21 protein-coding genes and 2 tRNA genes are annotated in these 23,925 nt (G+C 42.6%); 3 read left to right on the forward strand and 20 right to left on the reverse strand.

The window, feature by feature from the left end:
- Positions 1–15: 15 nt before the first annotated feature.
- The 19 genes from T497_RS0107010 to T497_RS0107100 all read right to left on the reverse strand — a co-directional run bounded on the left by T497_RS0107010 (position 16) and on the right by T497_RS0107100 (position 21,521).
- Positions 16–843 carry an FAD/NAD(P)-binding protein gene (locus tag T497_RS0107010; RefSeq protein ID WP_028515010.1) on the reverse strand — a complete coding sequence of 276 codons (828 nt, stop codon included), beginning with the start codon at positions 841–843 and terminating at the stop codon, positions 16–18.
- Positions 843–1,862 carry a 4Fe-4S dicluster domain-containing protein gene (locus tag T497_RS0107015; RefSeq protein ID WP_028515011.1) on the reverse strand — a complete coding sequence of 340 codons (1,020 nt, stop codon included), beginning with the start codon at positions 1,860–1,862 and terminating at the stop codon, positions 843–845. Before T497_RS0107015 ends, T497_RS0107010 begins: the two co-directional genes overlap by 1 nt.
- Positions 1,862–2,833 carry a 4Fe-4S dicluster domain-containing protein gene (locus T497_RS0107020; protein WP_028515012.1) on the reverse strand — a complete coding sequence of 324 codons (972 nt, stop codon included), beginning with the start codon at positions 2,831–2,833 and terminating at the stop codon, positions 1,862–1,864. The genes T497_RS0107015 and T497_RS0107020 overlap by 1 nt, the downstream gene beginning before the upstream one ends.
- Positions 2,818–3,264, reverse strand: a complete 447-nt coding sequence (locus T497_RS0107025) for a hydrogenase iron-sulfur subunit (protein WP_028515013.1) — start codon at positions 3,262–3,264, stop codon at positions 2,818–2,820. Before T497_RS0107025 ends, T497_RS0107020 begins: the two co-directional genes overlap by 16 nt.
- Positions 3,255–5,246 (reverse strand): CoB--CoM heterodisulfide reductase iron-sulfur subunit A family protein, encoded by a 1,992-nt coding sequence (locus T497_RS0107030; protein WP_028515014.1) that lies wholly within the window; start codon positions 5,244–5,246, stop codon positions 3,255–3,257. Before T497_RS0107030 ends, T497_RS0107025 begins: the two co-directional genes overlap by 10 nt.
- A 14-nt stretch (positions 5,247–5,260) precedes the next feature.
- Complete coding sequence (locus tag T497_RS0107035; protein WP_028515015.1) at positions 5,261–5,644, reverse strand: 4Fe-4S dicluster domain-containing protein; 384 nt, start codon at positions 5,642–5,644, stop codon at positions 5,261–5,263.
- On the reverse strand, positions 5,637–6,434 hold the full coding sequence (locus T497_RS0107040; RefSeq protein WP_028515016.1) for a CoB--CoM heterodisulfide reductase iron-sulfur subunit B family protein: 798 nt from the start codon (positions 6,432–6,434) through the stop codon (positions 5,637–5,639). The genes T497_RS0107035 and T497_RS0107040 overlap by 8 nt, the downstream gene beginning before the upstream one ends.
- Positions 6,435–6,458: 24 nt before the next feature.
- Positions 6,459–7,835, reverse strand: a complete 1,377-nt coding sequence (fumC, locus tag T497_RS0107045; RefSeq protein WP_028515017.1) for a class II fumarate hydratase — start codon at positions 7,833–7,835, stop codon at positions 6,459–6,461.
- A 514-nt stretch (positions 7,836–8,349) separates the two neighbouring features.
- Complete coding sequence (locus T497_RS0107050; protein WP_028515018.1) at positions 8,350–8,997, reverse strand: redox-sensing transcriptional repressor Rex; 648 nt, start codon at positions 8,995–8,997, stop codon at positions 8,350–8,352.
- Positions 8,998–9,017: 20 nt separating this feature from the next.
- Positions 9,018–10,229, reverse strand: a complete 1,212-nt coding sequence (locus T497_RS0107055; protein ID WP_028515019.1) for an NADP-dependent isocitrate dehydrogenase — start codon at positions 10,227–10,229, stop codon at positions 9,018–9,020.
- Between the two features lie 528 nt (positions 10,230–10,757).
- Complete coding sequence (locus T497_RS19020) at positions 10,758–10,991, reverse strand: TraX family protein (RefSeq protein WP_028515020.1); 234 nt, start codon at positions 10,989–10,991, stop codon at positions 10,758–10,760.
- 12 nt (positions 10,992–11,003) lie between these two features.
- Complete coding sequence (locus tag T497_RS0107065; RefSeq protein WP_028515021.1) at positions 11,004–12,941, reverse strand: aconitate hydratase; 1,938 nt, start codon at positions 12,939–12,941, stop codon at positions 11,004–11,006.
- Between the two features lie 129 nt (positions 12,942–13,070).
- Positions 13,071–14,810: an ABC transporter ATP-binding protein gene (locus tag T497_RS0107070; RefSeq protein ID WP_028515022.1), complete on the reverse strand. Its 1,740-nt coding sequence runs from the start codon at positions 14,808–14,810 to the stop codon at positions 13,071–13,073.
- Complete coding sequence (locus tag T497_RS0107075; RefSeq protein ID WP_028515023.1) at positions 14,803–16,536, reverse strand: ABC transporter ATP-binding protein; 1,734 nt, start codon at positions 16,534–16,536, stop codon at positions 14,803–14,805. The genes T497_RS0107070 and T497_RS0107075 overlap by 8 nt, the downstream gene beginning before the upstream one ends.
- Positions 16,537–16,613: 77 nt before the next feature.
- On the reverse strand, positions 16,614–17,846 hold the full coding sequence (locus tag T497_RS0107080; RefSeq protein ID WP_196243019.1) for a UTP--glucose-1-phosphate uridylyltransferase: 1,233 nt from the start codon (positions 17,844–17,846) through the stop codon (positions 16,614–16,616).
- 151 nt (positions 17,847–17,997) lie between these two features.
- Positions 17,998–18,894 carry a hypothetical protein gene (locus T497_RS0107085; RefSeq protein WP_028515025.1) on the reverse strand — a complete coding sequence of 299 codons (897 nt, stop codon included), beginning with the start codon at positions 18,892–18,894 and terminating at the stop codon, positions 17,998–18,000.
- Positions 18,891–19,580 carry a class D sortase gene (locus T497_RS0107090; protein ID WP_028515026.1) on the reverse strand — a complete coding sequence of 230 codons (690 nt, stop codon included), beginning with the start codon at positions 19,578–19,580 and terminating at the stop codon, positions 18,891–18,893. The genes T497_RS0107085 and T497_RS0107090 overlap by 4 nt, the downstream gene beginning before the upstream one ends.
- Positions 19,580–20,368 (reverse strand): hypothetical protein, encoded by a 789-nt coding sequence (locus T497_RS0107095; protein ID WP_028515027.1) that lies wholly within the window; start codon positions 20,366–20,368, stop codon positions 19,580–19,582. The genes T497_RS0107090 and T497_RS0107095 overlap by 1 nt, the downstream gene beginning before the upstream one ends.
- A 94-nt stretch (positions 20,369–20,462) precedes the next feature.
- Entirely contained in the window at positions 20,463–21,521 is a 1,059-nt protein-coding gene (locus tag T497_RS0107100) for an SGNH/GDSL hydrolase family protein (RefSeq protein WP_028515028.1), read from the reverse strand.
- Positions 21,522–21,806: 285 nt separating this feature from the next.
- Between T497_RS0107100 and T497_RS0107105 the strand changes: the two genes are divergently transcribed.
- Positions 21,807–23,015 carry an IS110 family transposase gene (locus T497_RS0107105; protein ID WP_028515029.1) on the forward strand — a complete coding sequence of 403 codons (1,209 nt, stop codon included), beginning with the start codon at positions 21,807–21,809 and terminating at the stop codon, positions 23,013–23,015.
- A 221-nt stretch (positions 23,016–23,236) separates the two neighbouring features.
- On the opposite strand, the gene T497_RS0107110 is transcribed toward T497_RS0107105, so the two are convergent.
- Positions 23,237–23,310, reverse strand: a tRNA-Arg gene (locus tag T497_RS0107110).
- 176 nt (positions 23,311–23,486) lie between these two features.
- Between T497_RS0107110 and T497_RS0107115 the strand changes: the two genes are divergently transcribed.
- Positions 23,487–23,562: transfer RNA gene (locus T497_RS0107115), tRNA-Lys, on the forward strand.
- Positions 23,563–23,772: 210 nt separating this feature from the next.
- Positions 23,773–23,925 (forward strand): transposase (locus T497_RS16115; RefSeq protein ID WP_037324588.1); only part of this gene is annotated, 153 nt, incomplete at its 3' end.

The raw sequence follows: 23,925 nt of genomic DNA on the forward strand, positions 1-23,925 counted from the left end.
GCGAGTATCTCCTTATTAATATTCGTCGGGCAGTTCGCCGAGCTGGTCAAAGCGGAAAACAGGACCGTCCTTGCAGACATACTTGTTGCCGATGTTGCAGCGTCCGCATTTGCCTACTCCGCACTTCATGCGAAGCTCCATAGTAGTATAGACCTGAGTTTCCTTGAAACCAAGTTCTTTAAGTCCTGCAAGAGTGAACTTTATCATTATGGGAGGTCCGCAGATAAGAACAGTCTTGTTTATGGAAGGATCAAGCTCCTTTACATAGTTAGGAACGAAGCCTACATGACCGTCCCAGCCCTCCTGCGGATTATCAATGGTAAGGTTTACTTCAATACCAGTGTCATTCATCCACTCGTCAATTATCTCTTTATAATCAACAAGGTCATCTTTAGAACGTGAACCGTATATTATCTGTACGTCGCCGTAGTTAGCGCGGTTGTCGCGCACATAGTTGATGACCGAGCGGAGCGGAGCAAGACCGATACCGCCTGCAATAAAGAGGAGGTCCTTGCCTTTCAGCTCTGTCTCAACAGGGAAAGCATTGCCGTAAGGTCCGCGGATAGTTATCTGCTGACCTACGTCCATAGCATGAAGCCATGTTGTAAGACAGCCGCATTTCTTTATGCTGAACTCCATGAATTCCTTGTTTGTAGGAGAAGATGTTATAGAGAACATAGCCTCTCCGACACCGGGAATCGAGAGCATTGCGCACTGTCCGGGCATATGATCGAAAACCTTGCCACCCTCGGGAGAAACAACTCGGAATGTCTTTACATCGGGAGTATCCTGTCTTATATCGGTAACTACACCAATGTAAGGTATCAATGTATCATTATTCATCACTTTACCTCCAATGCTTTCATTACCTTGACGATATTCATGGAAATAGGACATTTTGCAAGGCATCTTCCACAGCCAACACAGCCGAATTCTCCGTTGTTGTTTGCCGGGAAGTACACAAGCTTATGCATAAATCTCTGGCGGAAGCGCTCAAGCTGAGTAAGTCTCGGGTTTCCGTGAGCCATCTTTGTAAAATCGGAGTACATACATGAATCCCAGCAGCGGAAACGCTTTATGCCATGACCGGTGTTGAAATCCTTGATGTCATAGCACTGACAGGTAGGGCATACGAATGTGCAGGTACCGCAGCCGAGGCAGCTCTCGGAGAGTTCTCCCCACTTATCGGAATTGAAGTACTCATTGAGCTTGTCGCCGCCGAAATTATCGGTAGTAAGGTTTGCGAGAGGAAGTTTTTTGAGTATCTCTCTTGTCTTAGCACGAACAGCTTCAAGCTTTGCTGTGTCGCCTTCTTCAAGAAGAGAAGATATCGAGTCGATGAACTTCTGTCCTTTTTCGTTATGGGCCTCGATGAATAAGCTCTCGCCGTCGCTGTAGCAGGCAGCGTCGCCCTCTGGGGCAGCTGCGTCAATGCCAAATGTACCGCAGAAGCAGGTCTCGGCAGGACGTGCACAAGCCATAGTAACTACTGTGCCGTGGTCACGGCGGTTCTTATAGTAGCTGTCAACAGGCTCGGCAAGGAACACCTTATCGAGTATTGTAAAGCTTCTTGCGTCGCAGGCACGAACTCCGAATATTACGAAATCCTCGGATTCCTCACGTACATCAATGACTTCGATGTTTTTGCCTTCCATTTTGAAATCGACAAGATTTTCTGTCTGTGGGAAGAAGAAATCCTTTGCGCTGCGCAGAGTATTGAGAGCACTGCTGAGCTTCATGCCGCTTTCGTACTTTTTGTACTCAGCCGCACCGTCCTCACGGTCAACAGGGATATAGAGAGTCTGTGAAGCTGAGATAGCTTCAAAAAGCTTGTCAAGCTTATCAAGTGATATTTTCAGCATTATTCAACTCCCCTTTCGTGTACTACGGACGCTTCGCAGTCATCCTGCTTGTAATCGTTGAGAGGAGCGCGTGATGTGGTATCCTCGCCTGCCTGATATTCGCCGTAAAGGGAGTTTATATCCTTTATGAACTTGCGATTCAGAAGGTGAAGCGGAATATGCTGTGGGCATACTCTTGAACACTCGCCGCAGTCTGTACATCTTCCTGCTACGTGGAATGCACGGATTATATGGAACATATTCTCCTCAAAGCTGTCGGCAGGAGCCTTGTTCTCTACGCCTGAGTTCGGGTTATCGAATACGCACTTCTCGCAAGTGCAGGCCGGACAGACGTTTCTGCACGCATTGCAGCGAATGCACTTTGAAAGCTCTCCGCGCCAGAAGTCGTAGCGTTCCTGAGCAGTCATATTTTCAAGCTTCTCGACCATATCGAAGCGATTTGAGTCAAGGACTTCACCCTCGTCACCTATGAGCTCGTCATAGACAACGTGCTTTTTGCTCTTGCAGGTCGCGCACTTATCAAGGATAGCCTCATAGAAAGGCATTGTCTCCTCGCCGTAAACGGTATCTATTTTCAGAGTGTAATTCTCGTTCTTTACGCCGAGTATGCCTGTAATGCCCTTAGCCTTTATCTTTTCTGCGTCGAGCTTAGGACCTCCGGGGATACCAACGATGTAAACGTTCTCGCGTACAACTCTGTGCTCCTTAGTGAGCTGGTTGAAGCTGTATGTATCGCAGGGCTTCAGAAAAGCAAGTATCCTGCCTTCTTTTTTACTCTCCTTAACGAGGTACTTGGATACATTTGCAGCTGTAAAATCATCAAAAACGAACTCTTTTTCGAGTTCTTCGGCAGTTTCAAAAACAGCAGGGGTGATATCATAAGCAAATTCTCCCCTTTTCCAGCCGATAACGCGGTCAACAGTACCGTCAGCCAGAAGCTGTTTTGCCTTATTAATCATTGCTTCCTGCATCTCAGGTCCTCCAATCTGCGGTTTGGTCCCAGCTTTTTGACAGCCTCAGTGAATTCGTTCATGGTAGCAGCGAACTTAGCGCCTTCTGCTGCCGATACCCATTCAACTCTTGTTCTGTCGCGTTCGATCCCAAGGAAATCAAGCATACTGAACAGAAGTGTCATTCTTCTTCTGGTGAAGTAGTTGCCTGATGTGTAGTGACAGTCTCCCGGGTGGCAGCCGCAGAGGATAACTCCGTCAGCGCCGCGCTGGAAGGCTCTGAGAATGAACATAGGGTTTACTCTGCATGAGCAGGGCACTCTGATTATCTTAACGTTTGTAGGATAATTAAGTCTGTTAGTGCCTGAAAGATCGGCTCCTGCGTATGAACACCAGTTACAGCAGAACGCAACGATCAGCGGCTGAAAATCTTTATTATCATTTACTTGCATATTGCGTCCACCTCCGACATGATCTGGCTGTTTGAGAAGCCGTTTAAGTCCATAGCTCCCGACGGACAAGCAACTGTACAAGCGCCGCAGCCCTGACATACAGCAGGGTTAACGCTTGCAACTCTGCGTATTGCAGTGGTTCTGTCGGGCATTCTGAATTCCTTGTCAACATATGTGATAGCTCCGTATGGACATACCTTTTCGCATGACGAGCAACCGTTGCACATGAGCTCGTCAGAATGAGCGACACATGGATTGCAGGTTATGCTGTTCTTAACAAGAAGTCCGATAGCTTTTGCGGCTGCCGCACTTGCCTGTGCAACAGTTTCGGGGATATCCTTTGGTCCCTGACAGGCACCAGAGAGGAATATACCTGCGGTAGCGCTTTCTACAGGACGGAGCTTCGGGTGTGCTTCTGTGAAGAAGTCGTTAGTGTCCATCTGAGTTGTGAGCATTGTAGCCAGCGGACGAGCTGTCTTGTCAGGCTCGATAGCCGCTGCAAGAACTACCATATCTGCGTCGATATGGAGCTGTTCGTTTGCCAGAAGGTCAGAAGCCTGTACATCTATCTTTCCGTCTGAGCGAGGTGTTACCTTTCCTACCATGCCCTTGATGTAGTGAACATTGTACTGCTCAACTGCACGGCGGTAGAACTCATCAAAGTTCTTACCGGGGGTACGGACGTCGATATAGAACACGTAAACCTCGGTATCAGGATATTTTTCACGGATAAGCATTGCGTGCTTGGCAGTATACATACAGCATATCTTTGAGCAGTATGGCTTGCCCTTGCTGTCGTCACATCTTGAACCCACGCACTGTACGAATACGATCTTGTGAGGGTGAGTCTTGTCGGAAGGACGAAGCAGTGTGCCGCCGTTAGGACCTGCGGCGTTCATAAGACGCTCAAGCTCCAGCGATGTAACTACGTCGGGACACTGGTTATATGCAAACTCATCGTACTTGTCAAGATTTATTGGATTGAAGCCTGTAGCAACTACGATAGCACCGTACTGCTGCTCGATTATTTTGTCCTCCTGCTTGTAGTCGATAGCTCCTACAGAGCATACTGACGAGCAGATACCGCACTTGCCCTTCTGAAGCATCATGCAGTAGTTAGGATCAATAGTTGCCACTTTTGGTACAGCCTGAGCAAAAGGGATGTATATAGCTGTACGGTTATCAAGTCCCATATTGAACTCGTTGGGGACTTTCTTCATTGGACATTTTTCTGTACAAAGACCGCAGCCTGTACATTTTGTCTCGTCAACAAAACGAGCTTTTTTCTTTATCTTGACAGTAAAGTTACCTACAAAGCCCTTTACATCGGCTACCTCGCTGAATGAGTGTATGGTAATACGCTCATTCTGTGAAGCCTCTACCATTTTAGGTGTAAGGATACAAGCTGCGCAGTCAAGTGTCGGGAAGGTCTTGTCAATCTGAGCCATTTTACCGCCGATAGTAGGATTCTTTTCAACGATATCAACATCGAAGCCTGCTTCTGCGATGTCAAGAGCAGTCTGTATACCTGCGATACCTCCGCCTATAACGAGAGCACGCTTTACAACAGGACTCTCTCCTGCTGTCAGAGGCGAATTGAGATGAACCTTGGCAACTGCTGCCTTTCCGAGGATAATTGCCTTTTCTGTTGCAGAAGCGATATCCTTGTGTATCCATGAGCACTGCTCGCGGATATTTGCTATCTCAACGAGATATGGATTCAGACCTGCTGAAGCAGCAGCCTTTCTGAATGTATTCTCATGCATTCTTGGTGAACATGAGCATACAACCACACCTGTGAGTTTATGTTCTTTAATAGCGTTCTTTACGAGATTCTGTCCCGATTCGGAACACATATACTGATAGTCCTGAGAGATAACAACTCCAGGCTCATGCCCCAGCGCTTCAGCTACGGCTTTGACGTCTACTGTTGCAGCAATATTAGTACCGCAATGACAGACAAAAACGCCTATTCTTTTCATGGTGCTGTCTCTCCTTACTTTATGTATTTTCTGAATGCTGTTACGATAGCCTGCTGCGGCAGATCATCATCGAGCATTTCGGGTATCTGATTCGGATTCATATGATTATTTCCCTGCTGGCGTACAGCTGCAAGACGTACAGCCTCAACCACCTTTGCAGGTTCAACGTTACGGGGACATCTGTCTACACAGGCAAAGCAGGTAAGACATTTGTATATGGACTTTGATTTCATCAGAGTCTCGATATCACCGCGTTCTACCATATATACGAACTGATGTGGATGATACTCCATTTCGTCGTATGAAGGGCAGGTTCCCGAACATTTGCCGCAGCGCATACATTTCAGCACGTTTACTCCGCTTGAGCGCAGGACCTGTTCTTTTAAGTTCTTATCCATTTTGAACCTCCTTCAAGCCGAGAGCCTCAGCGAGCAGATCTGTGAAGTAATACACGGGGAGCTCTGCATCTGAGTTCTTTTTTAAGTTGTAAAGACACAGTGGACAGGCTGTTATTATCATATCAGCTCCCTGATCCTTAGCCGAACGTACAACAGCACTGCTTCTCTTAGAAGCCTGAGCCTTGTCCTCAAGAGTTATATAACCGCCGCAGCATTCGTTTCTCTGGGCGTAGATGACAGGAGTACCGCCGATCGCTTTTATAAAGTCTTCCATTATTGTCGGATTTTCAGGATCGTCCATTGCAAGTGCTTTTGAAGGACGAAGCAGCAGACAGCCGTAATATGCAGCGATCTTCTTGCCTTTAAGAGGATTAACCACCTTCTGTGCAAGGTTGTCAAATCCTACTACATCACGGAGCATTTCAAGATAATGATAAACAGTTGTTTCTCCGTTATATGGCTCCGGAAGTTTGAGATAGTTATTTACCTTTGCTGCCATTTCCTCATCATTGGAAATATCGTAATTGGTTTGCTTTATAACGTTATGACAGGCTGAACAGACTGTGATGAGCGGTCTGTTGTTCTCTTTTGCGGAATTAAGTATTCTTACTGCTGAGAGCTTGGTAGCGATTTCGTCCTTTGCGGTGGTATATGCACCGCCGCAGCACTGCCAGTCAGCAGGTTCTTCAAGATTTATACCGAGACATTCGGCACTCTTCCTTGCATAAGTATCAAGGTCCTTAGCTTTTGTTCTAAGAGTGCACCCCGGGTAGTAAGTAAAGGTTTCCATATATGTGATTCCTTTCTTGTATGATCAGACCATTTCCTCTGGGTGGAATACTTCGTCGAAACGCTCGGCAGTAAGGAAACCGAGTTCAACGCAGGCTTCTTTAAGGGAAATATTGTCTTTAAATGCTTTTTTTGCTGTTTTTGCAGCATTTTCGTAGCCGATATAAGGGTTAAGAGCGGTTACCAGCATAAGAGAATTATGCAGATTATGATGCATTTTCTCCTTATTGGCTTTTATTCCTACAGCACAGTTCTTGTTGAATGATGTTATTGATTCGGCAAGAAGTCTTGCAGATTGCAGGAAATTATACGCGCATACAGGCATAAATACGTTGAGCTCAAAGTTACCCTGAGAAGCAGCCATGCCTACTGTTACGTCATTGCCCATTACCTGAACTGCGACCATAGTTACCTGCTCGCACTGTGTTGGATTGACCTTGCCGGGCATTATGGACGAGCCGGGCTCATTTTCGGGAATAAATATCTCGCCGAGACCGTCACGAGGTCCTGAAGCAAGCCATCTTACATCGTTGGCTATCTTCATCATATCGGCTGCAAGAGCTTTAAGTGCGCCGTGTGCGAATACTATTTCATCTTTTGAAGTAAGAGAGTGGAATTTATTGGGAGATGATATGAATTTTTTACCTGTAAGCTCGCTTATCTTTTCAGCTGCCTTGTCAGCAAAGCCCTTTGGCGCATTAAGTCCTGTTCCAACAGCTGTGCCGCCTACCGCGAGTTCTTTAAGCTCTTCGCAAGCAGAAAGCAGCATTTTTTTATCCTTTTCAAGCGAAGCTCTCCAGCCGCTGATCTCCTGTGAAAATTTGATAGGAGTTGCGTCCTGTAAGTGTGTGCGTCCGCTCTTAACGACGTCCTCGTTTTCAGCTTCGAGGCGCTTAAAGGTAGCTATAAGAGTGTCGATAGCAGGAACGACCTTGTCTTCAACAGCAAGAACAGCCGCAATATGCATTGCAGTCGGAAACGTGTCATTTGATGACTGGCTCATGTTGATATCATCGTTTGGGTGGAGCAGCTTTGAACCTGCAATTTCATTTCCTCTGTTGGCAATGACCTCGTTGGTGTTCATATTTGACTGAGTTCCGCTGCCTGTCTGCCATACAACAAGCGGAAAATGCTCATTAAGAGCGCCGCTTATTACTTCATCGCAAGCCTGACTGATAGCCGCAAGCTTTTCGTCTGTCATTTTTTCAGGCTTGAGCTCGTGATTTGCAAGAGCAGCAGCTTTTTTCAGTATGCCAAGTGCATGAGTTATCTCACGCGGCATTGTTTCGATACCTACGCCGATAAGAAAGTTCTCATGGCTTCGCTCGGTCTGAGCTCCCCAGTACTTATCGGCAGGTACCTTTACTTCGCCCATAGAATCATGTTCAACGCGATAATCCATTTTAATATCCTCTCCCAGAAAATTATTGGATCCTGTGTCGAAAGACATCAGAATACAGTTTAAACTATCACATATAATAAGTATAACAGCATATTATGAATAATTCAAATTCAAGTTAAGAATAGCGCTATTCAGATATTGATATATAATTAACAATGATATATTTACAAATAATTTATATAATACCTGTACAGTATATTTATTTTTATATTACTGATTTGATAGGTATTGCATTTATGCAACAAACAGTATATTTTTCATCGCATCAGTCTTACAAAACGTAATAATATAGGGAAATAAAACTAAAAAACCAGTGGTCATTCTTTGATTTTTTTACCGTGAGCGCTGTTTTATTCAGAAAAATATAGCTTTATTTTTTATGCAAAGCTTATAATTATAGATAGCTATATCGAATATGATAATTCCAAATAATATATAATAGCTGCAAATGATTGATATTTTTTTCACAACTTATTATAAAATAGAGAAGCAGTTACCTGCTTCTCTTTTACAATTATTTGTTTTCGCCTGATTCAAGATTGTTCAATCCATATGAAAGTGTTGTGAGACTGTCTCCAAGATGAACGTTCTCGACAGCGATACCCTTATGAGTTACTTTCAGGTCATAGTGGGTGAAATTCCAGAACGCCTTGATTCCACATTCAATAAGAGTGCTCGCAAGCTTTTCTGCCGCATTCATAGGAACGCAGAGAATAGCAGCTACAGGCTTGTTTTCAGCACAGAACGTACTGAGTTCGTCAGTGCTTCTGACTTTAAGTTCGCCTATCTCTTTACCTATGATATCGGGATTTACATCAAAAGCGCCTATAAGATCAAAGCCTTTGTTGTGAAAATCAATATGGGAAGCAATTGCTTTTCCGAGATTTCCCGCACCGAGAAGAATCATAGGAGTCTGCTTGTCAAGTCCGAGTATCTTGCCTATTTCAAGACGAAGATCGCTGACATTATAGCCGTAGCCCTGCTGACCGAATTCACCGAAGCAGTTGAAATCCTGTCTTATCTGTGATGCTGTCAGTCCCATTTTTTCAGAAAGCTCTCTTGATGATATCCTTACATAGCCGTTATGTTCAAGCTCGCCGAGAAAACGATAATAACGAGGGAGTCTTCTTATTACAGAGTTTGATATTGAGTCCTTTGACATTATTATATGCCTTCTCTCTCTTACATTAATTTATCAAGTCTGATCTTTATTTCATCAAGGAAGGTCTTTGAATCAACCTTTTTCTTGTTATCAAGCTTGGAAATGAGATAAAGATCGCCGGTCATTACGCCTTCCTCAATAGTCTGGATAGTAGCTTTTTCGAGCTTGTCAGCGAATGCGCAGAGCTCAGGTGTGTTATCGAGCTCTCCTCTCTTTCTGAGGGCTCCGCTCCATGCAAATATAGTAGCAACAGAGTTTGTAGATGTCTCTTCACCCTTGAGATATTTGTAATAGTGACGCTGAACAGTTCCGTGGGCAGCTTCATACTCATAGATTCCGTCAGGTGAAACGAGAACAGAAGTCATCATAGCAAGGCTGCCGTAAGCTGTAGATACCATATCAGACATAACGTCGCCGTCGTAGTTCTTACAAGCCCAGATATAGCCGCCGTTTGAACGGATAACTCTTGCTACAGCGTCGTCGATGAGAGTATAGAAATATTCTATGCCTGCTGCTTCATACTTCTCCTTGTATTCGTTATCGTAGATCTCCTGGAAGATATCCTTGAAGCGGTGGTCGTACTTCTTTGAAATAGTATCCTTTGAAGCAAACCAAACGTCCTGCTTGAGATCAAGACCGTAATTGAGACAAGCTCTTGCAAAGCCTGCGATAGAAGCGTCAAGGTTGTGAAGTCCCTGAATGATACCGTCGCACTTTGTAAAATCATGGATAAGTTCGCGTGTCTCATTGCCGTTTTCATCAGTAACAACGAGTTCAGCCTTACTGCCCTTTTTTACGCGCATTTCAGTATTCTTGTAAACGTCGCCGTATGCGTGACGAGCAATAGTGATTGGCTTTGTCCATGTTGGGATATATGGCTCTATTCCCTTAACGATGATAGGAGTACGGAAAACTGTACCGTCAAGAGCGGCACGTATAGTGCCGTTTGGTGACTTCCACATCTGAGAGAGGTTGTACTCAGGCATTCTTGCAGCGTTAGGTGTGATAGTTGCACACTTTACAGCTACGCCGTACTTTTTTGTAGCCTCAGCGGAGTCTATTGTTACCTGATCCTTAGTCTCTTCTCTGTGCTTGAGACCAAGATCGTAGTATTCTGTATTAAGCTCTACATATGGTTCAAGGAGAGTTTCCTTTATCCACTGCCAGAGAATCCTTGTCATCTCGTCGCCGTCCATTTCGACAAGCGGAGTTTTCATGATTATTTTGGACATTGTTTTTACCTCCATATTAATTTGCGTTAGGTATTGAATGTTTTATATGTAATTATAATACAAATATCCCAGTATCAATAAATGTAAGGGATAAAAGACATAGAATACCCATTTTGATATTTTTCCTCCCCCTCTTTTGCCGTTATACAGCATAATCACTATTCCGGGGATGTATAAACCAAACTTATACCAGTTTGCCGCAAAAATATCAAATTGACCTTTTATAAGATACTCTATAACCGGCAGACAATACCAAGTTGCAGCAATAGAGTATGCGATACATTGCTTTTTTATCGCCGCGAGCAAATTCAAACGAAAGCGTAAACACTATTGCGGTCATACCCCAATCGCATTTATCGGCAAAAAACGCGGCAATTGCAATAAGAGGAAGCTTGTATGCAATACTCAGCTTTTTTGTATTAACAATGTTGACACTCAGCAAGCATAACGTAAGCGTTGCTATAACACTTGATTGTGTAAAACTGAAGAATGTACCGTAAAAGCCATATGAATATGCAAAATGCGAAATCACTGCGAAAAAATCATTCTTATGTAATATTTTCGCAGATTTTTTGTGTAATGATAGCCCTCGCAGATGAAATAACACATAACAGGTATTGTAAAACGGCCTATAAAACGCATTATTCCATATGCTAAGGAATCACACGGCACAAATATATATGCAAAGTGATCGATAAACATAGCTATAATAGCTATGTACTTTAATTCGGTTGCGTAAAGTCCTCTTTTTTTAGTTTCCATAAAACTAAAGGATCACTTCATAGACTCTCTTGTAAAGTCAAGAAGTCCGCCTGCAAGCATGATATCCTTAGTACGTCCTGAAAGCTCGCAGAGTACAGGTATCTCCTTGCCGTTAGTCTTGTTTACAACAGTAAGCTCGCTCTTTCCGCTCTCAACAGCCTTTCTTACATCTGCGAGAACAAGCTCATCGCCCTGTGAAATGCTGTCGTAATCAGCTTCGTTTACGAATGTAAGAGGAAGAATACCTGCATTTATAAGGTTAGCTCTGTGGATACGAGCAAATGACTTAACGAGAACAGCCTTTACGCCGAGGTAAAGAGGTGCAAGTGCAGCGTGCTCACGTGATGAGCCCTGTCCATAGTTGGAGCCGCCTACGATAATGCTCTTGCCGAGAGATTTAGCTCTCTCGGGGAAGCTTTCATCGCATACAGCGAAGCAGTGCTGTGATATCTTTGGAATATTTGAACGAAGAGGAAGTATCTTAGCACCAGCAGGCATAATGTGGTCTGTGGTGATATTATCGCCGACTTTAAGTGAAACAGGAGCGTCTATTGTCTCAAGAAGCGGTGCTGTCTCAGGATATGGCTTGATGTTTGGTCCGCGGAGGATCTCTACGCTGTCCATTTCCTCAACAGATGCAGGAGGAACGATCATATTATCGTTGATGACAAATTCCTCAGGAAGCTTGAATTCAGGCATATCACCAAGCTCTCTCGGATCAGTGAGATAACCTGTAAGTGCTGAAACAGCAGCCATTTCAGGTGATACGAGGTAGATCTGACCGTCTTTAGTGCCTGAACGGCCTTCAAAGTTTCTGTTAAAGGTTCTGAGAGAGATACCCTTTGAGTTAGGAGACTGTCCCATACCGATGCATGGACCACAAGCACTTTCGAGGATTCTTGCACCTGCGTCGATAAGTATAGAAAGGGCACCGTTCTGAGCAAGCATATTGAGGACCTGCTTAGAGCCGGGAGCTATTGCAAGCGATACATCAGGATTTACAGTCTTGCCCTTGAGGATGTGAGCGACCTTGAGCATATCAAGAAGTGATGAGTTCGTGCATGAACCGATACATACCTGATCTATCTTGAGTCTGCCTATCTCCTCAACGCTCTTAACGTTATCAGGAGAATGAGGACAGGCAGCAAGAGGAACAAGCTCGCTGAGGTTTATCTGAAGCTCCTCGTCGTATACAGCGTCAGGATCAGCAGCAAGAGGAGTCCATACCTCTTCACGCTTCTGAGCTTTAAGGAACTGCTTTGTTATTTCATCTGAAGGGAAGATGGAAGTTGTAGCGCCAAGCTCTGCACCCATATTTGTTATAGTAGCTCTTTCAGGAACTGAAAGAGTCTTTACGCCTTCGCCGCAGTACTCTATCACCTTGCCTACGCCGCCTTTAACGGACATTCTTCTGAGAACTTCAAGGATAACGTCCTTAGCAGCTACCCAAGGTCTGAGCTTTCCTGTGAGTTCAACTTTAACTACTTTTGGGCAGGTTATGTAATATGCGCCGCCGCCCATAGCTACAGCAACATCAAGTCCGCCTGCACCGATAGCGATCATACCTATACCGCCGCCTGTAGGTGTATGGCTGTCAGAGCCGATAAGAGTCTTTCCCGGGATACCGAAACGCTCAAGATGAACCTGATGACAGATTCCGTTACCGGGGCGTGAGAAGTAAATACCATGCTTCTTTGCTACACTGCCGATGAATCTGTGATCGTCAGCATTCTCGAAACCGCTCTGGAGAGTATTGTGATCTATGTAAGCAACTGAACGCTCGGTCTTTACGCGAGGAACGCCTATAGCTTCAAATTCGAGGTAAGCCATTGTGCCTGTAGCGTCCTGAGTAAGAGTCTGGTCGATACGGATACCGATCTCCTGACCTTTTACATATTCGCCGTCAACCAAGTGTGCTTTGAGGATCTTTTCAGTTAAAGTTAAACCCATTGAAGATCATTCCTTTCAATACATAAAAAATACATATTTATTTTACAACATTTCACGCAGTTTGTCAAGAATTAAACAAAGTTTTTTATAAGAAACAAAAAGAGCCTCATGTGAAGCTCTTTTTTTACATTATGAAGCGAACTGACTGTTGTACAGTTCCGCGTAAAATCCGCCTTTTTTCATAAGTTCGCCGTGACTTCCCTGCTCTATGATATTTCCCTGTTTCATGACAAGGATAACATCTGAGCTCTTGATGGTAGAAAGTCTGTGTGCTATAACGAAGCTTGTTCTGCCCTCCATAAGCTTCTGAAAAGCTTTCTGTATCCTCTGCTCGGTGCGAAGGTCTATAGAGCTTGTTGCTTCATCAAGGATAAGCATCGGCGGATCCATGAGCATAATTCGAGCTATACAGATAAGCTGTTTTTGTCCCTGAGACAGACCGCTGTCCTCACTGATGACCGTGTCATAGCCTTGCGGCAGTCTTTTTATGAAGCCGTGCGCATAGACAGATTTTGCGGCTTCGATTATCTGCTCCCGTGTTGCATCAGGTGCTCCGTAGGCGATATTTTCAGCTACAGTGCCTGTAAACACCCATGTTTCCTGCAATACCATGCCGAAGCAGCTTCTCAGGCTGTCACGGGTGATATCGTTGATATTTTTGCCTGATATCCTTATATTTCCGCTATTTATACCGTAAAAGCGGAGCAGCAGATTTATAATTGTGGATTTACCACAGCCTGTAGGTCCTACGATAGCTATGCGCTGACCACTTTTTACATCAAGAGTGAAGTTTTCAATAAGCTTCCTGTCGGGGGTGTACGAGAAGAAAACGCTGTCAAATTCAAGACTTCCGTCGCATGAGGTAAGCTTTTCCTTATCAGAATCGTCGGGAACTTCTTCTTCATCAAGTACATCAAATACTCGCTTCGCAGAGGCTATGGCGTTCTGAAGCTCTGCGATAACTCCTGATATTTCGTTAAAGGGCTTTGTGTACTGATTGGCATAGGCAAGAAAGCTTGACAGCTTACCTACTGACATATATCCTATTATTGATGAATAGCCTATAACTCCGAGAGCGCCAAGCATACCTACTGCCGCGTAGATAAGTCCGTTTACAAATCTGGTGGTAGGATTTGTCATTGAGCTGAAAAACGTAGCCTTTGCGCCGATTTTGCCGTAAGCTGTATTTATTTCGTCGAAGCGCTTTTCTGCTCTTTCGTCATAGACAAAAGCCTTGACTATTTTCTGATTTCCTGCCATTTCCTCAGCAAGTCCTACCATATCGCCGCGAAGCTTGGACTGCTTCATATATGAATCGTGAGAAGCCTTTGTTATACGCGAAGCTGCGACAAACGAAAGAGGTGTAAGAATTACAACAACAATGGCTATCTTTACATTTATGGTCATCATAAATATAAGTGTGCCGATTATTGTAACTATACCGCTGAAAAACTGCGTAAATCCCTGCAATAAGCCGTCGGAGATTATCTCAATGTCGTTGATGACGCGGCTTGTAAGTTCACCTTTTGTATGTCCGTCGATATACTTCAGCGGAACTCTTTCAAGCTTGTTGAATATATCGGCTCTCAGGTCACGTATTGTCAGAAAAGCAAGTTTGTTTGTGCATAAACTCATTAGCCACTGAAAAAACGTACTTGCAATTACTATAACAGCAAGAGTTATAATGATTTTCAGAAGCTTGTCGAAGTCAACGTTCCCTTTTCCGACACAACAGTCTACTGCTTCGCCGATAAATACAGGTACAGACAGAGAAAGCGCTACGCCGAGACCTGCAAAAAGCACCGTCAAAATAAAGAATTTCATATAAGGGCGAGCGTATGAAAAAACACGCTTTAATGTTTTAAGCATTGTTCTCACTCTCCTTCTGTGTCATTTGCGAACGGTATATCTCATTATATACCTCACAGTTATCGACAAGTTCATCGTGAGTACCGATTCCGACGGCTTCTCCGTCGTCCATGACGATTATTTTGTCGGCGTCTTTAAGCGAAGTTGTTCTCTGAGAGATCATAACAACAGTGGTATTCGGCATATCACTGCTGAGCGCTCTTCTCAGGGCAAGGTCTGTTTTATAATCCAGAGCACTGGTCGAATCATCGAGAATTAGGATATCAGGCGAACCTATAAGTGCACGGGCAATAGCGATTCTTTGCTTCTGACCGCCTGAAAGGTTCTTTCCTCCCTGTGAAATTATTGTATCAAGTCCGTTTTTAGTTTGCTTAACAAATTCCCATGCCTGAGCGATCTTCAAAGCAGAGATTATTTCATCGTCAGTAGCGTCAGCTTTTCTCCAGCGCATATTTTCACGGATAGTTCCTGAGAAAAGAACTGCTTTCTGCGGTACTGTGCCTATCCTGCTTCTGAGCTCGTACGAGTCGAAGTCATTGACATTTACTCCCGATACGTTCACTTCGCCGTTTGTTGCACGATAAAAGCATGGTATAAGGTTGGCAAGTGTAGACTTTCCGCAGCCTGTGCCGCCGATTATGCCAAGCATTTGTCCTTTTCTCAGCGAAAAGCTTATATTCTTTACCGAATAATCGCCTGCGCCCTCATATGAGAAAGAAACATCGTTAAATTCGATAATGTTCGCTGATTTATTATCAAAATCAGCTACATCACCGCTTTTTTCGGCCGGAAGTACAAATACCTCGCTTATTCTGTTAGCTGAAGCAAGAGCTTTTGTGAAAATAACGATAAGATTTGCAAGAACAACAAGTGCAAGGAGTATCTGTGTCATGTAGTTGGTAAACGCTGTCAGCTCCCCCTGAGTAAGTCCGCCGATATTTATGCGTTTTCCGCCGAACCATATTACTGCAACGATACCGAGGTTCATTACCATGAATGCTACAGGATTGAGTATTGCTGATATTTTGCCGACTGCAATGGAACAAGCGGAGATTTCGACTACGGCTTCTTTAAATTCGTCGATTTCCTCCTGCTGACGTGAAAAAGCGCGTATTACTCTTGCTCCTTCCAGTCCTTCGCGTGTTAAAGTTGATGCTCTGTCAAGACATTTCTGCGTTTTTTTGTACATAGGAACGGTCTTTTTCATTATAAGGAATGTAATTATGGAAATAAGCGGAGCAACTACAAAGAAAATAAGCGAAAGCTTAACATCTATAGTCACAGCCATTACAGCGGCTCCTATAACAAGAAAAGGAGCTCTTACCGCAAGGCGGATAAACATATTGACACCGTTCTGAACTGTGTTTGAGTCGTTGGTCAGCCTGTTTACAAGAGAAGAAGTACCTATTTTATCAATATTGCTGTAGGAAAGCTTATTGATATGCTTATATAATGCCGAGCGAAGCTCCGTGCCAAAGCCGTAAGCACATTTTGCAGCGAGATACTGGCAGGTCAGAGCAAAACAAAGTCCGCAGACTCCAAGCAAAACTATCAGTTCGCTCATTCTGAAAATATAGGAGCTGTCGTTCCTGCCTATACCGTTGTCGATTATCTTAGCCATTACAACAGGTACTATAAGCTCAAAAATCGCTTCCAAGAGCTTGAAAAAAGGTCCGAATATGAGCTCTTTCTTGTAATTTTTCAGATATTTCAAAAGATCCTTCATTTGTTATCAAAACACCCGCTTTTTCCATACATAGGCAACGACACTTCTGAATCATCAAAAGTGCCGTTGTTTTACTTTTATATATTTACGCCGTTTGCTTTAAGAAGCTCTCTTGCAGAATCAACAGAATCAACGCCTGTTGCATTTTTTACAGGAGCAAATTCCTTTTCACGAACAACTTCGTACGCAAGGCAGCTGTCCTGCATATGTACCATATCAAGAACCAGAGTCTCGAATTTATGGCCGTTTGGCTCTGTTGGGATAACATACTCGCCGTTATCGTTCATAAAAGGTATCTTCTTGTCAACTATATGAACAGGGAGCTTTTTATCGCATATCTCTTCAAGCTTTGCAACATTGAAAAGATAATTGAGGATAACGCCGTATTTATATGCGAGCTCTCCGTTTTCGTTTAGAAGAGTACGCATTTCTTCTGTCATCTCGTAGTATTCAACGATAGAAGGCATACCGTCCTCAAGGCAGAGAACTCCGACCTTTTCATCAGGTGAAGCCTTGCTGACTACCTTGCCGCCTGACTGGAGACCTGATTTTATAACAGCTCCGATGAAGCCCGGATCGGCAATGCGCTGAAGAACATTGTCAACAGCAAAGACATTGAGCCATTCTACGCCTTTTTCCTTTATCTCGTCAAGAAAACCTGCTCTTACAAGAGACGAGAACCAGCCGCCGTTTCCGTTTGGCGATATAGATATCTTTGATTCGCTCTCCATGAGTACCTTGCCGCTGAAATCAACGGAAGGAGCCATATCCTGTATAAAGAAGCGGATATACTGAGGATCATATCCGAAATAATTCTTTTCCTTGAAGAACTCTGTTGTATCCTTGTGGTTCTTCTCGCTTGTCATGATATAGAGATGTATCCATGTATCAGCAAGCTTTACAACGTCCATCAGATTGTTGATAAGGCACTCAAAAATATAAAGTTCTTTGTTTACGCCTATATTAAACATTCCCTTTGGCTTGTCAAAACCAAGTCTTGTGCCCTGTCCGCCTGCTAAAAGAACGGCAGCTGCCTTGCCTGCCTTTATAGCTTCGATTCCTGTTTTGATATATTCATCGCTGTTTTTTGCGATATCATCTATTGTTACAGCACCCAGCGGCTCGAATTTGCCGCGGACTGAATTGCTGTTTTTTTCAGCATTAAGATTGTGGAGAACAGAAAAATCAATTATCTCTATCTGATCAAGAAGCTCCTGCTTTCCGGCTTCGTCAAGTTCGTCATAGTGTTTTAAAATATGTTCCTGTCCGTAATTTGAGAGAATACGGAGCGCGTTGTCTCGATTTATCATAAACTCCTCCTTGAAAGCGGTTTTTACCGCATGATTTTATTTATTATAGCATAAGATATTAAAATAGTCAATGGCATTAATGTACAATATTTTGCTATTTATTGCTGTATTGATAAAAAAACAGCTGTCTAATCAGACAGCTGTTTGGTGATCAGTCGATTTTTGTTGGCTTTACATTGGGATATTTCTTCTTTTCGTGAGCAACTCCGTAAATCACCATGAGCGAAATACCGACTACGGCAAGAGCTATGCTTGCAGCTGCAAAAGCCTCGGTATACTTATACATAAGGCTGGTAAAAGCTGTAAAAACGGGTACTTGCTTGATAGTAAAGGAGTCGTAATAACGGACAGCAATAAGATATATACTCGGAACAGCTCCCAGTACGCCTGCTACCAGTGATGAAACACCGCACCAGTACATAGCTGTTATTTTCTTCTTGCGATTGATAAGCGTCAGAAGAATTATCATCAGTACTATCGCACCAAGAACTGCGGCAGTAGCCTCTATGCGGTGAGAATAGACCTTTGCAAGCTTTGAAAGGATACCATGCTGATTCATGGAAGAAAACTTATACACATCACAGAAAGAACCTATGGTAGTATATGCGTTTTCTTTGGTATTGCGAAGTTTTAAGCCGAAATTATCGTCTTTTTCATAGTTGTTCTCTTCTGCAAAAGTATTGAAAAAATTATCTATATTTTCTTCGAGCTTTGAGTTTTTAGGGTGAACAACAGACATTTTTGCTCCGCTTTCAAGAGCTTCAAAGGCTGAATCAATGTAGGATTCTTCGTATGAGCGGATATAATCTTCATCTACCGCGTCCATATAAACCTCAGCAGGGATTCCTGTTGTATTGTACTTATCCTTGTAATACTTGTTTATCTCGGGATAAATACTTGTTTCAAGGGAGTTTTTCTGTGCAAGCTTCTTTAGCTTTTCGGCAGATATGTTTATATTCACAAGGAGCATTGCTGAGCCTGCAAGTGTCAGAAAAACAAGTAATACCGAAATTATCAGTGAGGGAAGATATGTGCTTATCCTTTTCAATTTGAACTCCCCTCTCCTGCTTTTTTATAGAACTTCTTTTCTGTAGGCTCGCAAATAACACCGATTCGTTCATCTGCATTGCCGAGTATGTCTTTTTTGCAGGTATAAAGTGTAAGCTTTGAAGAAGCCGACGGAGATACATATTTTCCGTCTTTTTTATTGAATGTTATCTGTTCTCTGACTTTATAGCTGAATTCGCCGTAATTTGTCTTTAAGGTAACGGTATCACCGATTTTCAGCTTATCAAGCTGTGAGAAAAAAGTGTCCTCGTGGGCACTGATGACTGTGTTTCCGTCCTCGCCTGCTATTTTTGAGCCAGACGACTGACAAGCTCCGCGCTCAAAAAGCTCTGAATTGCTTCCCCAGTAAACAGGAATGGAGATATCAAAGGCGGAAGTTGTGAGAACAGCATACATTTCGCCGAATTTCGGGCGTATTATTTCGCCTTTGTCATATGTCTGACCGTCGAATTCATCTATAATATCGTTATCTCTTACAACAAGTCCTGAGCCTGCGGCTTCCGGAGTTGCTTTGAGATTATCCATGAACGCCAGATTCAGATATACCTTGAGCTTGTCCGACGGCTTTATCATTGCAGCAATGAATATGCCAACGCAAAGGAACAATACGATAAAAGGCGTTATGATATGGATAAATGCATTATCCTTTTTCTTTTTTTCAGCCATTATTCTTCTGCTCCATTTGCTTTAAGTTTTCGCATGACAAGAAACAGTGCAGAAATACCTATTCCGATAATTGCTGCTGCACAAGCCAAAATACCTCTTCTGTCATATCCTGTATCCTCAACAGATGCTCCTGCTGTAGAAACATTAAGAAGCTCGCCGCTGTCGTTACGCATTGCTATGGTAAGGGAACTATCGCTTATTTCGTCAACAGTGATATTAAGTCCCATTTGCTCTGCTGCCTCAGAAAGCTTTCCTACTATCTGGAGCTTCTGCTCAGAGGGGCTCTGCTTCATAAGACTTCTGTATTCCTCGGGCGTCAGATTATCGATTATAGCCTGCTGCTGAGCTTCCGGAAAGCTTCTTACATACGTCATTTTTTCATCATATGACATATTTATAAATGCAGTAACACTTATTCTTGTGAATGTAGTTCCGTCGCTTGCAGTGAGAGTTATACCGTCATCTACTGTTGCAGGTTTCTCTGAACTATTGGCTGCAGTTGTAGTCGTAGGAGTACTCGGTACCTGCGGTCCGACTGTAATTATCTGATTTCCTGCTTCGTGAAGCTTCTGTATAGCCTTATCAAGGATTTCCGACGGATAATCCTGTGGGTGTGCGTTATATTCGTTATATCCTGCCTGAATATCTTCCTCTGAGTAGCCGTATGATCTTGCAACAGCAGCAACATCATCGGCTGTTGTTGCGTATACATTTGCAGAAAAAGCTATAGAAGCTCCTGCAATAACAGCTGTTGAAGCTAAAGCTGTAAATATCTTTTTAATGTACATAATAATCCCTCCAATCTCATATATACAATAAACATTATACCTTTTAATCAGAATAATGTCAAGAAATATTATAACATAATGAGCTTTTTAATATTCAGGATTTCTTGATAAGCTCTTTTCTGAGAAGTACAAGATCGAAAATATCAACTGCATTATCTTTATTCATGTCATATTTTTCAAGTGAAACCTCAATATCAGCAATTCCAAGGAGATACTTCTGAAGCTCTACAAGATCAGCGACTTTATATGTGACTTCTTCGGAAGGTTTATTTTTCAGGTAATTATCTATCTGTTCAGCCCAGTATTCACCCATAAGCTTGTATCCCTTGTTATTTGGGTGAACGCCGTCCATGAGCTGAGTTTTGACATCGGTAATTACAGAAGCAACATCGCCGCTGCGTATATATGGATCTGAAACTATATTAGTAACATACCCCTTTAAAGCGTAGTTGATATTTAACTGTGATGTGTATCCAAGAACATCTGCGTTATAAATATGAAGCTTTTTTAGTATAGCTTCTTCCGCCTCTTCATCTGAGTAATTAGTCTGCCAGTCGGCTGAATGGCGGTAGTTGCTGAACCAGTTATAAACCTCCTGTCGATTGGGATCAACATCGGGGATAGTTGTTACAAAAAGTGTAGAGTTTTCTGATATATTGCCAAGGATATAGTCTATCAACTCTTCAAGATCAGAATGAGTTTTATCTGCGTCATAATTATCAATTATATTATTGGTTCCGATTTGAAGAATAACGATATCAGGCTTGCAGTTCTCAAGGCAATTTGTGGATTTAAGTGTTTCAAGAATACCGTTTCTGCCCGGATATTCTTTTATAGTATATCCGCTGTAGCCTGTATTATCGTCATCATAACTGAAGCTTTCACCTGTTTCGGCGTCGGAAAAATCGATTTTCATATCGTTTCCCTTTGAACCGACCATATCTATATCATAGCCTTTTTTAGTAAGCTCATTATAAAGATATTTGCGATATGAGCCTGTTACACCGTATCCGTCGGTTATCGAATCGCCTATTGCCATGATCTTTATTGGTTTCGAGCCTGATTTATCCTCGCAGACGGCAGTTTCAGCCGAAAACGCAGTTCCGATATATGCCATTGCCAAAGCTGTCAAAACGGAAATAAACTTTTTCATATTCTCCTCCTGTTACGATATAATTGACGGGTAAAACCTTGCAAGCCAGTAAGGGTTTACACGTACTTGTTACTTAAGCTATACTGAAAGCAGTAATTGGACTGACGGAATCCTCCTTGAGATAAGCGCCCGTAATATAGACTGTCATCTATGCTTTCATTATAGCGTTCGGTTTATGCAGGTTGAGCCACGGTATGTGCGTTCGTGTCACCAAACAGATTGAATAGGTAATGAGTAAAGTGTGGTTTGCACGATTACAATTTCAATTCAGGAGATGCATTTATTATGAACGCAGTAGGTATAGATGTTTCCAAAGGTAAAAGTACTGTTGCTGTACTACGTCCCTTAGGAGAAGTTGTGGCTTCACCTTTTGATGTTGCTCACACCGGAAGTGATTTGAAGGCATTAGCTAACTTCATAAAGAAACTTCCCGGCGAGACTAAGGTTGTTATGGAGGCAACAGGAAACTATTATGAACCCATTGCCCGCTACCTCCACGAACAAAATATATTTGTTTCCGTAGTCAATCCTGTGCTTATCAGTGACTTTGGTGGAAACACGTTAAGAAAGCCTAAAACCGATAAGAAGGACGCCTTGAAAATTGCTTCTTATACGTTAAGCTATTGGGTTGATCTGAAGAAATATGTTCCTCAGGAAGACCTAAGAAAGTCCTTGAAACTGCTGAACAGACAGTATCAACAGGCTTCTAAGTTAAAGACCATGATGAACAATAACCTCATATCATTACTTGACCTGACATTTCCCGAAATCAATAAGCTGTTCACATCCCCTTCCAGAGAATCAGACGGTCACGAAAAATGGGTTGACTTTGTATTGGCATTTCCTCACTGTGATATGATCTCAAAGCTAACTATCAAGTTTTTTTCAAGGAAGTACAAGAAGTGGTGCAACAGTAATTCTTATCACTTCACCGAAGCAGCTTGCAAGAAAATATATGAATACTCCAAAGAGTGCATCAGCAGTGTATCTTCAAAAGAATCAACTGCATTTGCCGTTATACAAGCTGCAAGAATGCTCAATTCAGCTACTGAGAACTGCCATGTTATTCAGCTTGAAATGAACCGTGTAGCAGCTCAGCTTCCCGAATACAGCACTGTTATGTCCATGTATGGCGTTGGAAAAGCTATGGGGCCTCAGCTTATGGCTGAGATTGGAGATCCAAGAAGTTTTCATAGCAGAAAGGCAATCACCGCTTACTTTGGTTATGACAGTGAGAATAATGATTCTGGTCAGAAAGTATCGATATCAAATTCGATGACCAAGAAAGGTGCAAGTGCTCTGCGAAGAACACTTTTCATCATTATGCAGGTATTGTTAAAAAACAAGCCGATTGATAATCCTGTGTACGATTTCCTGATCAAGAAACAATCCGAAGGCAAGCATTACTATTCATACATGAACGTTGCTGCAAACAAGTTCCTTCGCATTTACTATGCCAAAGTAAAAGAAGTTTTAACTGCTGCAGAAACCTAAGCGTAAGTCGAACAACTCAAAGAATACTTTTTTCAGGCTGCTGCTTCAGCAGTCTTTTTGTCGTACTCTTTTTTACTTTGAAAAATATTTTTCATTTTTTCAATTTAGGGCTTGACTTTTATTTGCAGGTCTATATAGTTTTTTATGATTATATCATGGAAATATTAAATTTTCAAGTAAAAAAGCAAAAAGCCCTACGAAAAATCGTAAGGCTTTTTTAGCGTGCCTGGAGGGATTCGAACCCCCGACCTACTGGTTCGTAGCCAGTCACTCTATCCAGCTGAGCTACAAGCACATCGTTTGACGACTTAAATATTATACCATGCTGTATCATAAATGTCAACCATAAATTCAAAAAACGTCAAGTTGCACTAAATATTTTTGCAATCGTTGACTTATAGACTGATTTTATAAAAAAGGCGGAAAAGCCTTGACAACCAAGTCAAAAATTGATATAATTATTTTTGTTGTGAGACATTAGCTCAGTCGGTAGAGCATACGCCTTTTAAGCGTAGGGTCGAGGGTTCAAATCCCTCATGTCTCACCATGTTTAGTAGTCATAAATGATACAACTGAATTATGACTATATAGAAAAGCACCGCTATTTATAGGGGTGCTTTTCTTTTTGTATTCCGAAAACCCCTGGCTCTGCCAGGGGTTCAAAGAAGCTTTAGCTATGAGTAGAAAAAGAAAACCTCCCATGTTATAATGGTAATGGTCTGCCAACCAAACTGAAAATAACAAAGGAGGTATCGTCATGAAACGAGACGATATAAATAGTTTAGCACATTCCAAGTGGAATTGCAAGTATCATATAGTGTTTGCACCGAAGTATAGACGAATGGTGATTTATAGTCAGATAAAAACTGATATAGGAAAGATACTAAGAAGGTTATGTGAACAAAAAGGA

This window comes from Ruminococcus flavefaciens MA2007, assembly GCF_000621845.1.
GTDB classification, from domain to species: domain Bacteria; phylum Bacillota; class Clostridia; order Oscillospirales; family Ruminococcaceae; genus Ruminococcus; species Ruminococcus flavefaciens_E.

Bases quoted from the DNA above. Each gene is read 5' to 3' on its own strand.
- T497_RS0107010 (WP_028515010.1), bottom strand. From the start codon at position 843: ATGAATAATGATACATTGATACCTTACATTGGTGTAGTTACCGATATA.
- T497_RS0107015 (WP_028515011.1), bottom strand. From the start codon at position 1,862: ATGCTGAAAATATCACTTGATAAGCTTGACAAGCTTTTTGAAGCTATC.
- T497_RS0107020 (WP_028515012.1), bottom strand. From the start codon at position 2,833: ATGCAGGAAGCAATGATTAATAAGGCAAAACAGCTTCTGGCTGACGGT.
- T497_RS0107025 (WP_028515013.1), bottom strand. From the start codon at position 3,264: ATGCAAGTAAATGATAATAAAGATTTTCAGCCGCTGATCGTTGCGTTC.
- T497_RS0107030 (WP_028515014.1), bottom strand. From the start codon at position 5,246: ATGAAAAGAATAGGCGTTTTTGTCTGTCATTGCGGTACTAATATTGCT.
- T497_RS0107035 (WP_028515015.1), bottom strand. From the start codon at position 5,644: ATGGATAAGAACTTAAAAGAACAGGTCCTGCGCTCAAGCGGAGTAAAC.
- T497_RS0107040 (WP_028515016.1), bottom strand. From the start codon at position 6,434: ATGGAAACCTTTACTTACTACCCGGGGTGCACTCTTAGAACAAAAGCT.
- fumC (WP_028515017.1), bottom strand. From the start codon at position 7,835: ATGGATTATCGCGTTGAACATGATTCTATGGGCGAAGTAAAGGTACCT.
- T497_RS0107050 (WP_028515018.1), bottom strand. From the start codon at position 8,997: ATGTCAAAGGACTCAATATCAAACTCTGTAATAAGAAGACTCCCTCGT.
- T497_RS0107055 (WP_028515019.1), bottom strand. From the start codon at position 10,229: ATGTCCAAAATAATCATGAAAACTCCGCTTGTCGAAATGGACGGCGAC.
- T497_RS19020 (WP_028515020.1), bottom strand. From the start codon at position 10,991: ATGGAAACTAAAAAAAGAGGACTTTACGCAACCGAATTAAAGTACATA.
- T497_RS0107065 (WP_028515021.1), bottom strand. From the start codon at position 12,941: ATGGGTTTAACTTTAACTGAAAAGATCCTCAAAGCACACTTGGTTGAC.
- T497_RS0107070 (WP_028515022.1), bottom strand. From the start codon at position 14,810: ATGCTTAAAACATTAAAGCGTGTTTTTTCATACGCTCGCCCTTATATG.
- T497_RS0107075 (WP_028515023.1), bottom strand. From the start codon at position 16,536: ATGAAGGATCTTTTGAAATATCTGAAAAATTACAAGAAAGAGCTCATA.
- T497_RS0107080 (WP_196243019.1), bottom strand. From the start codon at position 17,846: ATGATAAATCGAGACAACGCGCTCCGTATTCTCTCAAATTACGGACAG.
- T497_RS0107090 (WP_028515026.1), bottom strand. From the start codon at position 19,580: ATGGCTGAAAAAAAGAAAAAGGATAATGCATTTATCCATATCATAACG.
- T497_RS0107095 (WP_028515027.1), bottom strand. From the start codon at position 20,368: ATGTACATTAAAAAGATATTTACAGCTTTAGCTTCAACAGCTGTTATT.
- T497_RS0107100 (WP_028515028.1), bottom strand. From the start codon at position 21,521: ATGAAAAAGTTTATTTCCGTTTTGACAGCTTTGGCAATGGCATATATC.
- T497_RS0107105 (WP_028515029.1), top strand. From the start codon at position 21,807: ATGAACGCAGTAGGTATAGATGTTTCCAAAGGTAAAAGTACTGTTGCT.